10 protein-coding genes are annotated in these 12,928 nt (G+C 32.9%); 6 read left to right on the forward strand and 4 right to left on the reverse strand.

Translation table 11 applies throughout. The features are described 5' to 3' along the window. Positions 1-17: 17 nt before the first annotated feature. The 5 genes from BUR19_RS09660 (at position 18) to BUR19_RS09680 (ending at position 5,374) form a co-directional block, all read left to right on the forward strand. Positions 18-1,529 (forward strand): MFS transporter, encoded by a 1,512-nt coding sequence (locus tag BUR19_RS09660; RefSeq protein WP_245799069.1) that lies wholly within the window; start codon positions 18-20, stop codon positions 1,527-1,529. Between the two features lie 35 nt (positions 1,530-1,564). Continuing rightward, positions 1,565-1,768, forward strand: coding sequence for a winged helix-turn-helix transcriptional regulator (locus BUR19_RS09665; protein WP_221407777.1), 204 nt, complete (start codon positions 1,565-1,567; stop codon positions 1,766-1,768). 818 nt (positions 1,769-2,586) lie between these two features. Further along, positions 2,587-3,645, forward strand: a complete 1,059-nt coding sequence (locus BUR19_RS09670; RefSeq protein WP_074235130.1) for a hypothetical protein — start codon at positions 2,587-2,589, stop codon at positions 3,643-3,645. A gap of 109 nt (positions 3,646-3,754) precedes the next feature. Continuing rightward, entirely contained in the window at positions 3,755-4,774 is a 1,020-nt protein-coding gene (locus BUR19_RS09675) for a S41 family peptidase (RefSeq protein WP_074235131.1), read from the forward strand. A gap of 165 nt (positions 4,775-4,939) precedes the next feature. After that, positions 4,940-5,374 (forward strand): RidA family protein, encoded by a 435-nt coding sequence (locus BUR19_RS09680; RefSeq protein WP_074235132.1) that lies wholly within the window; start codon positions 4,940-4,942, stop codon positions 5,372-5,374. A 64-nt stretch (positions 5,375-5,438) separates the two neighbouring features. On the opposite strand, the gene BUR19_RS09685 is transcribed toward BUR19_RS09680, so the two are convergent. Further along, positions 5,439-5,810 carry a winged helix-turn-helix transcriptional regulator gene (locus tag BUR19_RS09685; protein WP_074235133.1) on the reverse strand — a complete coding sequence of 124 codons (372 nt, stop codon included), beginning with the start codon at positions 5,808-5,810 and terminating at the stop codon, positions 5,439-5,441. 85 nt (positions 5,811-5,895) lie between these two features. Here BUR19_RS09685 and BUR19_RS09690 point away from each other — a divergent pair, with 85 nt between their 5' ends. Beyond that, a complete protein-coding gene (locus BUR19_RS09690) occupies positions 5,896-6,129 on the forward strand; it encodes an NAD(P)H-dependent oxidoreductase (protein WP_083600727.1) in 234 nt (77 codons plus the stop codon). A gap of 112 nt (positions 6,130-6,241) precedes the next feature. Here the strand turns inward: BUR19_RS09690 and BUR19_RS09695 are convergent, their stop codons facing one another. The 3 genes from BUR19_RS09695 to BUR19_RS18955 are packed head-to-tail and all read right to left on the reverse strand — an operon-like array spanning position 6,242 to position 12,815. Beyond that, a complete protein-coding gene (locus BUR19_RS09695; protein ID WP_074235134.1) occupies positions 6,242-6,931 on the reverse strand; it encodes a hypothetical protein in 690 nt (229 codons plus the stop codon). A gap of 24 nt (positions 6,932-6,955) precedes the next feature. Next, positions 6,956-11,293, reverse strand: a complete 4,338-nt coding sequence (locus BUR19_RS09700; protein ID WP_074235135.1) for a DUF6443 domain-containing protein — start codon at positions 11,291-11,293, stop codon at positions 6,956-6,958. A gap of 28 nt (positions 11,294-11,321) precedes the next feature. Further along, on the reverse strand, positions 11,322-12,815 hold the full coding sequence (locus BUR19_RS18955; protein ID WP_074235136.1) for a tetratricopeptide repeat protein: 1,494 nt from the start codon (positions 12,813-12,815) through the stop codon (positions 11,322-11,324). Between the last annotated feature and the right edge of the window lie 113 nt (positions 12,816-12,928).

A 12,928-nucleotide genomic window follows, 5' to 3' on the forward strand; every position in this document is an offset into this window, starting at 1 on the left:
TCATATTTGCCATTCTGATGACATGTCTATTTAGTTTCGCTTTTTACAGCATTCCAGTTGCAACGCTGGGCTTTTACGGCATACAGGCTACCGATGTACAATATGGCATGGTCGTTATCTATGGCTCTACAGTAGCTTTCCTGGCACTTGATTTTCGGATCATAAAATATTTTGCACCTAGGAAATATTTATTAGTTGCCCTTGCCGTTAATGCAATATGTTCTGTAATATGTTTTCATTTCAAAGATTGGACATTGTTTGTTATTTGCCAGTTTTTTCAGGGGATTACCTGTGCATTAATGTCAGGCATCGTCTTACAACTTATTTTTCCAAGGTTACAGTCTGTACGTGCCCGTGTGATCGCTTTTAGTATACTGTATGGCAGCATACAGATTGCCGTTCCTTTTTATTCTATTTTTACCAGCATTGTTATTCATTTCTTTGATTTTAACTGGCTATTCTACGGATTTATAATCATTCTCATCATTCTAACAATTACTGTTTTGCTAACAATGAACGGTAAAGCTCGATTTACCCAAAAGATTCCGCTTTATCAGGTGGATTGGATAGGCTATCTGTTTTACGTGTCTTTTATCTTTATCTTAGGATACATCCTTGTCTACGGGCGACAATTGGAATGGTTCGGTAGTTCATTAATCACTACTCTTAGTGTCGTTGATCTAATTATTCTTTCCCTTTTCATCATTAGAGAATTGAAGCTTAAACGACCATTGATCAACTTGCAGATTTTCAAGACAAAGAATTTTGTCATTGGGCTATTACTACTTTTTACATTTTATATTTTTAAAGGAAGTACAGGACTTGCCTATGGCTATCTTGAAGTGATTTTAGGAAATGACCCACTGAACACCATTCCTATATGGACGGCTGTAATTTTTGGAACTACATTGAGTATGTTCGTTACTTCCAGATTTATCCTGATGGGGTACAACCTGATAAGGATGATTATTGTTGGCTTTGGAATAATGGCGATCTATTATGCTTATATGATACTATTTGTTTCTGTACAGGGTGAAACAATTGATTTCATTCTACCAATGTTTATTTATGGTGTGGCAACAGGAGTCTTATTTGTTCCGATTGTATCATTTACCGCTTCATCGGCGCCTCCAAAAATTGCGATCAATGCATCACTGGTCGGTATATTGGCAAGGTTCACAGGTTTTACCGCCAGCTTGGCATTTAGCAACGAACTTCAATTATTTGCAAAATCAGGAGTACGGGAAAAGATCCGGGAATCACTTACGGAAACCAACCCTCAACTGCAGGCTACTTTACTGGACATTCAAAATCAATATATGAACGTAGGAAGCGATATCTATACTTCAAAAGCAGTATCCACAGGCTATTTTAATCAAATGGTAGGTCATCAGATATTAGCTCGTGCCACCAGAGATTATTACGATTTGATGTTAACAGCAGTGATTTTTGTAATTGTTATTTTACTCTTATTCCCTCAAATTCAAGACGTAGTTTTGAGATTAAGAAAAGGTAATATGCCTTATTGAAAATCATATTTTGAATGTATTTAAAGCTTTTTTTTATGGATGAATTTATGATCAAGACAAGAATGCTTGTGAGAGAGCTAAAGAATAACGAAGAAAACGGCATTGTAAATCGTGAAGCCTTTGCAACAGTTCCGCCGACCGTTAAATATAATTTATATGCTAAAGAAAGAAAACTGGAGCCTATCATTAATGATCTTTATCAATGGGACTGGAATATATTAATTAGCATTCTGGCTTAATACTCGTGTTAAGATATATTTCTCTTACACAAACATTTGTGACCGACATAAAAAAACTTCATTTTCAAGATGGTTCTTATGTTAAAATTGTAGTTAAATCAATAAGAAGATGCTGTATCTAAAAGCTTATATTTTATCGTGAGAAGTTCTGAGGGACTACTTTTGCTTATGAAGCAGCGCTTGGTTTCGTCCATTCAATTAAAGAATATTTATTTAAAGCGAATAAATAGAGATCAAAATTTCAATGAACTGCATTTGCACCTTGTGAGGTTTCTGACTTTTCTATGCGGATTACCCATTCAGGCAGGCACAATGAAAACTGCAATCAATTCCTTGAAAACAATAAGAAAGACAATTGATGAAAGCTTGAAATATTTTTGCGGAGGGTTCGGAATCTCTGATTCCGGATACCCAAAAAGATTTTTTTCAGCTGGGACAACGGAATACATTTGCTATAGAAAATCAGGTGACCTTATAAGGAATCGTAATCATTATATTTGATTATTAATCATCACGTTTAGTTGATCACTTAACAATATAAGAGGATATTGGGAAACGTATTAAAGCTAGATTTCACGCCTAATAGAACAACATTCTTTATTAATAATCTGAAGATTGCATAAATCGATTTCTATTACAATCATATCACTAAGACCTTTACATTTTTCATAAGAAACCTCTAATACAAGGATAACGAAACATCCTGTAAATTAAATCATTAGTACTAATACGTAAAATTTGACTTAAGTATTTTCCCTTAAAAGCTTCATTCTATCTTTTTGTTACTTTGAGTCATTAACAATAAAACCATAAAACCAATGAGCTCACCAAACAAACAATCTAAATCTTGGATCGGAGGATTTGCAGAATCAAATCCTGCCTTTGCTTATCCACATCCAGATCTAACCAGCCTTGATATGCTGGATAATATGGATAATATTGACAAACTTGAAAGACAGATGAAAATATTATGGCCGGAATTCAGCTGGTTGACACAGTTAAAAGATAAAGATTCAAGATGTTTTCAAATGTTTGCACCTGATATTTCGAGAGTAGGTTATACCGCAGAAGGAAGAATCTATTCTATAATGTGTCCACAACAAGGCGCATATCTTAAAAGTGTTGGAATCAACTTAAATGTTGAAGTTACTGTAACCGGTCAAAGAGGATGGGTAGATGAAGATTCCCCATCATTATTGGCCGCTGATATGACTGTAACAGGAAAAATTTGGTTCTCTCCAAACAATGATCATCCATTACTAAAATTATTATTTTCAGCTTGTAATGACCTTGACCTACCTTTTGACAAGGCTCATGCAATCCAGGTGGAAACATCCAATATAGGCAATACCAGTTCAATTTTCACTTTACAGAGAGATTCAACGACACGTTTTGATAGCCCTGATTTTGCAAAGCATAAGGATAAGGCTTTTGGGGTTGGACATATAGATGTTCAGATCGATAATATAAAAGATTCCGGCAATAATACAGTCAATAAATTCAACGACATTGTACTCGGTATTTTTAATATACTTTCCGGTAATATGCTGGAAAAAGGGAATATATTATCTTGGAATGTATGGTTTAATACACCTGAGATAGTAGATCAGGCAGAATGGCGTGCCCATGCCAAGCGCTGGAGAGAATCCATTGATGTTGACCATCGTTCCCCTGATGGAAATGGTACTCAGGCACAATATTACAATGGAGATTATTTAAAAATTAGTGAACTTAAAGTATTGGAACAGTTGTTAAAGCTAATCTGGGAAGTACTAATTCCTCACGCAGGTGAATTTGGACTTAACGAAAAGATCCTAATGAAGATGACAGAAAAAATCGGCGTACAGATGAAAAATGTGATTGTGGAAGAAATTTGATGCACTATACAATTCAATAACCAAATAAAAGAGATCGAAAGCTCTATTAGCAAATTGTTTGTAAACAATTAATTATATTTGAGAATTAAAGTAGCTTATAACACTATCCATGTATAAATATTGTTTCCTATTTATCTCTTTATTCCTTTCCGTTTCATTCTTTTCTCAGAATTTTAAAAACGACAGTGTTAAACTTTTTGTGGATCAATCTATTGATCTGATACAAAATAATGCGGTTGATACGTCTAAGATAGAGAGCATCAAAAGTAGCTTGTACAGCAAAGGTCAGAATCTGGATCAAGTATCCGAGCTGCCTCCATTGTATACAGAAGTGTTTGAACTACTGGGAGATTATCATGGGGGTCTGAAATATAAAGGCAAAACCTATGGATGGAACAAAGCTCAGGGTGCGGACAATGCTTATCTGAAAGTGCGGCTGAAGTCTGAGACAGTGGTAAAAAGTCAGGTACTCGGCAAGAACACAGGCTACATCAGAATCCCTGGAAATAATGATTTTGTATTTAAGAAAGTGGATAGCATCGCCAATGATATTAGCACTCATATTAATGAAATTAATTCGGCAAAAATCAAGGCTTGGATCATAGATTTGAGAATGAATACCGGCGGTAATATGTATCCGATATTATTAGGCTTGAAGGAGTTTATCGGAAGCGATAATGTTGTTTTTGGCGGGTTTAGAAATTCTAAAGGCGAATCGTCAGGACAATGGGAAATTAAAGACGGGAAGATGTTGATCGACGGTATTGAGCTGGTAAGACAGGTATCGTTGAGAATGCCAATTAAAAAAGACATCCCAATCGTTGTCCTAACCAGTTGCTACACCGCCAGTGCAGGTGAAATGACGGCAATATCTCTGATTGGAAGGAGGAACACATTGATTGTGGGAGAACCAACGGCTGACTATACAACGGCTGTGCAGGGTTTTAGGATCAATGCAGATGCCGGGCTGAACCTGTCTACAGATTATGTGGTAGACAGGAACTCAAAAGTCTATAAAAGTCATATCCAACCTGACATTGAAGTTATAGGAGGTGATAACCTGGAAGATCTGATGATGGATAAGAAGATCAGAAAGGCGCTGGAAGTTTTGAGAAGCAGTACTAAATAGTCTTATTAATTTTTCAGGGAAAAAACTTCTTGTAAAAAATAAAATAATGGAAAAACGACCTCATTTTAATCCACAGCTAACCTATCTAAATACACGGGACGGTGATAATGTAACGCCCGTATCCTCCGGGTTTCAAAGCTAATAATTTTTAAACTATTTAAATCTATGCGACAACTCCTTATTTTCAGTTCATTCCTGATTTTTACTAATTCATTTTCTCAGAAAACAAACATTCAAAAAGAAAAATGGCATTGGAATAATAAGACACAGGATAGTACTGCGGGCTATGCTCAGGCTATAAAGATTGATAATATTATTTATATTTCAGGAGTGGTGACCAATAATATTACACCCGAAGGAATTACTTCTGTTTATAATAATTTAAAAACAGCTCTTTCAAACTACGGTGCTACATTTGACAACGTGGTGAAGGAAAATCTCTACACCACGGACATTGAAGCTATGAAAAAACATAATGATGTTAGAAAGAAATTTTACAATAATGATTTTCCCGCTGCCACATGGGTACAGGTTCAAAGGCTGTATATGCCGGAATCCAAGCTCGAAGTGGAGTTGATAGCGCATCTGCCAAAACAATAAATGATAATTTTGCGATGACAGATGAATTAAAGTCAGGCTGAATGCAGAAGATTTCTTTGCACATTCAGCTAGTGATAAATTTGCCTTTTTCAATAACGACTTTGTTTCCCCACTCGGTTATCGCTTCCAGGACAGGAACAAAACTTTCACCAAATTGAGTGAGACTGTACACCACCTTAACCGGTGGCTTTTCGCCATAGACCTTTCTCGTGACAAAGCCGTCTTTCTCCAATTGTTTTAACTGAATACTCAAAGTCATTTCAGTGACAGACGGCATTTCCCTTCGGAGCTCACTGTATCTTTTCTCTTTATCTTTTAGATGGTAAAGTATAACTGCTTTCCATTTACCACCTATCAGATCCATTGTAAGACTAACTGTGCATGGATATATTTTTTCGTTGACCTCCACCATATTGGCTAAACATTCTGTCTTCATAACGGTTTTATTTAACCTATCTTTTTGGATAGTTATTGCAGATGTAATATACTAAAAATACCTTTGTAACTATAATTATTATAGTATGGCATTAATTATCTTAGCACATCCAAAGTTTGAAAGATCGGTTGCTAACAAAACAGTTGCGAATGAACTCCGGAACAGCAGTACAGATATCGAAATCAGAGATATCCATGACCTGTATCCGGATTATAAAATTGATGTAAAAGCTGAACAAGATGCGCTTTTAAGACATCAAACCATCGTATTTCAATATCCCTTTTACTGGTATAATATGCCTGGAATTTTATGCTTATAATTTCTCACTGATCCATTCTCTTTCAGAAAGGCCTGCAATTGATCTTTACCTGGAGCCAGTTTTGAATTTTTGAAGTAATTATTTTCTTTCTTAATAAAGAATAAATCTAGAATTAAAAAATAATATCTTTTAAAGCAATTCTAAAAGGTAAATGATCAACATCTTTTGGACCTCGAATTATCAAACAATCGTTTTCAACAGTTATTTTCTTATATATAACTAAAAAAAATTCAACACCAAGATTGGTACGAGCTATTTCTTTTTCAAATATTTTTCTGCCACTATTTTCTACAATTAGCTTAGAATACATATAATCATCGGCAAAACAAATCCAAATTGAAGCTTTATATGGTTTACTATTATAATGAAATTCTGTATAAATAGTTTCGTAATCAGGAATTAATTTTAAATTTAATCCCTCTTGATAGGAATATTCCACCGCTTGTTGCAGTTCTATATTATTAGAAACAACCGCCATCTCAAACAAATATTTGTGCCCCTTATCCCAAATGTATAGTTGCTTGTCTACTTTATCAAGCGTATTAAAATCTGCATTATCAAAAGTTCCGAAATATCTTAAGTCCTTATCGAGTATCTCTACCGATTCTCTCTTTAAAATTGGGTAATAATCATATGTATTATCCGTCATGAAATCTATATTAATAAAACCAATTTTCTTTCCACTGTAATTTTTATTAAGCAATCTGGTACATAATACGCTTAATCCAAAGAAATCATTATTTAAGTTAATTAATTTTTCTTGTCCGTCGCGAAACCAAAATAATACCCGTTCTATTTTCATAAGTCTAACTATATTTCATTTTCATTAATCCAAGAGTTTAACCCTCTTACCTGTTTCAAAATTTACAGGATAGGGAACTTTCATACTAGGCAAATTATACTGTCCTGTACTGTTGTAATGCAAACTTCGTAAATATTTTTCATATATATGCGCTTGATGTTTTGGTACAACTGGAGAAATTTTATAAGTATAGGTGCCAGGTAACTTAGACATTACAGCATTTAATCTATTTAAGCCTGCATCAGAAACACCAAACTTATGAACATCCTGTAACTGATCATAAATAGTGTATGTAACACTTGGATTATTCTTAATTGATGATGTAGTCAACTTAATTGGATCTATTTTAATAGGATCCGGAGCTGTAACTTTGACATTCTTTGCTAAAATATCTTTAGATGTCTTTGCTAGTTTCGCATTATTCTGCGAAATTATTGCGTTGTAATTTTTTCCAGCTCCCCCAGCTACTATTCCTCTACTTACTACAGAAGTTGTTGCATAAGAGCTCATGAGTAATGGTATAGCTTGTGCTGTTCTTCGACCATCACCAGACATAATCCCCCCACCAAAATTATAGATTCCATAGACCGTGTTATAAGTATAATTTTGGATTTGCCAATAAGGATCAAGCTGGTTACCCCAATTTATCTGGTATGGTTCAAAACTTTCTACAGTAGGAGTTTTCATATGATTGGAATAACCATAACCTGCGTGATTGGGATTATTTGCAATGTATTTTATTGTTCCAGTAACACCATCTACAAGGGAATTTAAAAAACTTTCCCAAAAATTACTTTTAGAGTTTACTGGCGCTAAACCATCGGGATCAATAAAATTAATAGGATTATTAAAAGCATAAGCATAAGGAGACCAGTTCTCAAAATCAGAAGCTAGTGGATCTTTACTAAACCACCTTCCTATTTCTGCAGAATAATTTCGTGCACCAAAATCATAAACATTCAACCCAAGTTCATCTTGGTATTCTTTGCCCGAAAATTTAACTTTATATTTATCTGCGGGAGAGTATATCTGCGTGCTAAACCCTAATTGCTTTAAACCAAACGGGTAGTAGGAATTTTGTTCAATAATTTCCGTAGGTGAAATAGTATTATCTCCATTTTTATCCTGGTAAGATACTCTTACATTCCCTAAATGGTCTGTATAATTGAAGACATAATTAAAGTTACCATTATCATTAACGAGATAACCTTCTTCATTTGGATAATATTGAAACTGTCCATCTATGTAATGAAAACCAGAAAGATAATCTGTTGATGAAGTACTATTTCCATTTTTAACAATTTTTGAAAGCTTATTGCCCGCTGAATCATATTTATATTTTATCCAGTTTCCGTTTTGAAAATTTATAGTGCTAGGCAAATCCATAAAGTTATACTCTATAAGCGCTATTGCTTTATTCTTATCAACTATTAGATTGCCATTACGATCGTATTCATAGTCAGTAGCTCCAACCACATCTTTAAAACCAGCCGGATTATTAATGTTATCTGTTACTGCTTTTAATCTGTTTGAATTATTATAATAATCATAGCTTAACAAATCCATATCTAACGCCATATAATCATCTCCTCCAGAACGGTACAATGACTGAATATTGCCTCCTTTGTCATAGGTAATATTTTTTTCGCTCGCCGTGTCCATAAGACCGTTTTTATATGAATAAGCATTTTGCAGACGACCTAGAGCGTCATAATCGTACGAATATCCTCTAAGATTATTATCTCCTGCCGTTTTTGACCAATTTTGAGAAACATTCCCATTATATTGAGCATTAGAAATATAAGTCGTATTAGTTCTATTATAATGTAATTGATATGCAAAAAGGTTTGTCCCCAGATTATTAATATCATTTATAGCTGTAGGCCATCCTCTAACATTATATTTAATTGTTAGTTCCTGAAGAGGAGCCAAGTCAAATTGTCCTCCAACTTTTTTGGTAGAAACTTCACCGAGCTTTCCAAGGATATTCTCGTTTATCCTGATATCAGCTTGATTATTTATTGATTGTTTATGCGATAGAACTCTTTCCTGAGAATCGTATGAATATGTATCTAATATAGAAAACATACTCGCTGAAGAATTTTTCTGATGACTTGTCCTTGTGTAAAGAGTTTTGCCTCTAAAATTTAAAGAGTGGTCTTTAATAGTAAACCCTCCTAAATAATTAACAAGGTGGTTTCTTATAAGTCGTGCATATTTATCGTAAAAAAAATAAGTATCTGACCATGAATCTTCTCCAGTTTCCCCAACAGTTCTCTTTTTTGTCAAAGATGCTAAACCATTAATATTAACTAAGATCTGCTGATTCTCAACCTGATTCGAGGGCGGAAATGGTGTTCCGACTGGATATTGATCAAAATAATTTATTTCGTATACATCATTTAAACTTACATTAACAGGGAAAGCATTATTGGAATATCCAAAAATAGAACCTCCACTAACAATAGAATCGTTGTTTTCCCCAAGAGAATTTAAATTATTTTGAAGCGTTTGTCTTGTCGCAGAATTTGTATAGATTCCTGAATATATTTCTCTACCGTATACGTCGTATTTTTTAAATTTCCAATGATTAAACAATTTTTGTTTAGGATCCTGAATAGCCACTAATCTATCTTGTTTATCATAAATCATTGAAGTCCAATCATCCTGATCAGGCAACCTTTTTTCAACCAATCTGTTTTTACTATCATATTTATACTGATAGCAAAATCCATTTAAGATCTCACTTGTTAATGAAGGATTTTGACTTGCCTTAGGTGGTATTACAAATACTAAATTATCAAATAAATCATAAACGTAGTATGTATCATAGCTGACATTCTCTACGTATGCCCTATTTAAAATAATATTTCCGGATTTATTTCTAAATTCTTCTGTAGTGTTATCTTTAAGATAGGGTTGGCTGGGATACCAATTCTCACCGTAAGCAATTGTCTTTATAAGAACATTTTCAGTATAAGTTCCAGTGATTAAATAAGGTAGTAATCGATCACCATTAGTATATCCAACTTCATATTTAATAATATTATCGGAGGACTGATTAAGTAGGTAATTAAACTTTTTAGTATGATTGGAAGAGACTCTTAATCCTGATAAGCTGGAAACATTTGAAATATCAAATTTCCAATCTTCACCAGAGGATGCGCTTTCCAAAATCATTGGATTAGGATTACTCTCAAAAACATTTTCAGAATATGGATTAACTGTGTTAATAAAATCCGAAGGAAACTTGTTCTTATAAAAAATATTGCTTTCTGCTATAGCTGTTGAAGAGTTGATTAGAGCCCCACCATTGCTTGTACTTACAAATGGTAAGAAATCCTTACTTTTTCTGCCATATGAATCATATTCTATATGCTTAATAATATCTTTTACATCAGTGCTTGCATTGATTTGTATATTCTGTATTTCCCTTTCTAAACCATCGTAATATGTTATATTATGTATTTTTGGGGTATTATAGCCAACGCTATAGGTCTCAATAGTTGGTTCAATAGTATATAGATAGTTGGTGCCAGCAGTATTTGTAAAGTTTTGGCTTGGAGGAAGGATTGGAACATTTACGCCTGCCGGAAGACCAAATGGTGTAGCTTCAAGTTCTTCCCAAACTATGTTATTGAAAGTACTGCTACTATTAAATAATTGTGGATTTGTTATTTGAATAGATTTTTTAGTTTCAGACGGAATAGCAGATAGATTATTCAATAAGAAATATCTCTTACCTTGCGGATTAATTCCGGTGAAATAAATATTGTTATCTTTATTACGAATACTTGAAAAAGGAAACTCGTTTACTTCCTGATCTACATTTGTACCAGGGCTTGTATTAGCTTCACTATAATGATTAACAGTTTTATACTTAATTTTAGATCTTTCATTTCCATCACTATCGAAAAGTCTAATTGATTCAAATTTATTATACAATAATATTGAATTGTGATAAAACAATTTGTTCGGATAATCAGGCTCATTATTAGATTCATAAGGAAATAATATTTTAAAATAATCACTATTATTACTGTCAGCTCTAAAAGCCAAAGCGGGATTATAGGCAATAACAAACGTCTCTCCTGATTTTATTTTTTTCCCATAAGGAATTGTTATATGAAGGCGGCTACCATCAATAATTTTCCAATTAGACAAGTCAATATCAATGGTACTAGAATTAAACAACTCTATAAATTCGCCAATATGTGTTAGCTCAGTATCAGAATCTGCAATGTTTTCTTCATAAGGTGTATCGAAGTAAACTTCCGAAATAATAACATCTCCAAAGTTTTGGCCTTTAACACTAAAAATAAATAAGAATATAAATAAAAATAATAGAACTATCTTTTTCATACATCGATTTTATAAATTTGAAATCAATTTAAATTTTCATTCTTTTTCTTACAAAAGAATCTTTTGGATCTAGACGACTAAGTAATTTTACAACATTATCTAATCCTTTATTATCATTTATAGCCTCGTAGGATTTCCCCAAGAGATAGTACACTCCTCTATCAATCTTACCATTAAATAACTTAGAATAATTGACAATAAGTATCTCGTCTTTCTCTTTTAGTTTTGAAGGTATTTTATTAAGCATAGAATTTAGTAATTCAATACAATAAAAATAATCGCCTTGGTCAAAATAAGATCTCGATATATACAAAATCAAATGTCCGTAAGTACTACCAGCTGTATTTTCATCTGTAAATCTATAGCACACATCTCTAGCTTTTTCAAAGTCTTTAAGTAAACAATGAAGAGACGACAGAGAATCAATAATAGGAAGTTTTAATAAAGGAATAACATCCAATTCATATAGTTCTTCATTAAGCCTAATGACCCCATCCAAAGATACAGACCTATCTTCTTTATATGCTTTTCTAAATGTTCTTATATAAGCAAGTTTATTCCAAATGTTTATTTTTGAATTATTGTTAAAATTTTCTTCTTGAATAGATATTAATGCATGATAGGATTTATTGATATCTAATACTTTTTTTAGAAGACCTAAAGTTTGCGTATTTGAAGAATCCGAATAATAAATTTCTTTTGTAATATTAATTAGGTTTTCATCAATATTATTATTCTCTCTTTTATTTATCAAGTGATTTAGCACAGATAATTTTTCCTTTGAAATATTTGCCTTTCTTCTTTGTATATCTTCTTCAGAATAAAGAGACAAAGAATTACGTTTACCGATGTCATCAAATTGCCTTAATAATTCTTCTCTACTCCAATTTTGGTATCTGGATTTATACTTTTGTCTGTTTTCAGCCTTATAAGATTTAAATCGCTCAAACATCTGTTTTTTTGGCTCGATAGAATTAAATTCAATTATTCTATTTATTTTTTCAAGACTAATCAAAAAATAATCAACAGTGCTATCCTTTCGATTTTTCAATTCATTAGCTCTTAAAATATATCGTAAAGATTCTTCCAGTAAAGATTTGAAACCATATTTCTGCTGATATAGTCTAGCTTGTTTTTTATTACCTATTTCTAATCTCATGTACCACTTACCTATACGTTCATAGAAATAGGGGTTTTTTGGATTTTTCTTCAAACCTGTCATGTATAATGCTATGATATCTTCATCAGATTTCTTAGTTATACTATACAAATTTTGTAATCCATCATATGCCGACAAATAATTGGAATTTTCTGCGATACAATTAGAATATATCTCTTCAGCTTTACTGTATTCTTTTTTTCTTATAGATATTTTCGCTTCTCTTAAAGAATCGTAAATAGAATGCGAGAATACTTTAGAATTTCTATTAGAAGAAAATAGAAAATTTACAGGAATAACTGTACCTGCAAAACAAAGAGATGAAATTTCTAAGAATTTCCGTCTATTAAAATTTTTGTTCATAAAGAAAAAATTAATAGCGGAAAAAGAAGGAGAAGGAAGGTATTCAATGCCACCTCTCACGCTCCGGCCTTGCCGTTGTTATAATCGATGCTTCTCCTATCTTGTTCCACAAA

This window comes from Epilithonimonas zeae (assembly GCF_900141765.1).
In the GTDB taxonomy this organism is placed as follows: Bacteria; Bacteroidota; Bacteroidia; order Flavobacteriales; family Weeksellaceae; genus Epilithonimonas; species Epilithonimonas zeae.

Coding starts and splice junctions, on each gene's coding strand:
- BUR19_RS09660 (WP_245799069.1), top strand. CDS start 18: ATGACATGTCTATTTAGTTTCGCTTTTTACAGCATTCCAGTTGCAACG.
- BUR19_RS09665 (WP_221407777.1), top strand. CDS start 1,565: ATGGATGAATTTATGATCAAGACAAGAATGCTTGTGAGAGAGCTAAAG.
- BUR19_RS09670 (WP_074235130.1), top strand. CDS start 2,587: ATGAGCTCACCAAACAAACAATCTAAATCTTGGATCGGAGGATTTGCA.
- BUR19_RS09675 (WP_074235131.1), top strand. CDS start 3,755: ATGTATAAATATTGTTTCCTATTTATCTCTTTATTCCTTTCCGTTTCA.
- BUR19_RS09680 (WP_074235132.1), top strand. CDS start 4,940: ATGCGACAACTCCTTATTTTCAGTTCATTCCTGATTTTTACTAATTCA.
- BUR19_RS09685 (WP_074235133.1), bottom strand. CDS start 5,810: ATGAAGACAGAATGTTTAGCCAATATGGTGGAGGTCAACGAAAAAATA.
- BUR19_RS09690 (WP_083600727.1), top strand. CDS start 5,896: ATGGCATTAATTATCTTAGCACATCCAAAGTTTGAAAGATCGGTTGCT.
- BUR19_RS09695 (WP_074235134.1), bottom strand. CDS start 6,931: ATGAAAATAGAACGGGTATTATTTTGGTTTCGCGACGGACAAGAAAAA.
- BUR19_RS09700 (WP_074235135.1), bottom strand. CDS start 11,293: ATGAAAAAGATAGTTCTATTATTTTTATTTATATTCTTATTTATTTTT.
- BUR19_RS18955 (WP_074235136.1), bottom strand. CDS start 12,815: ATGAACAAAAATTTTAATAGACGGAAATTCTTAGAAATTTCATCTCTT.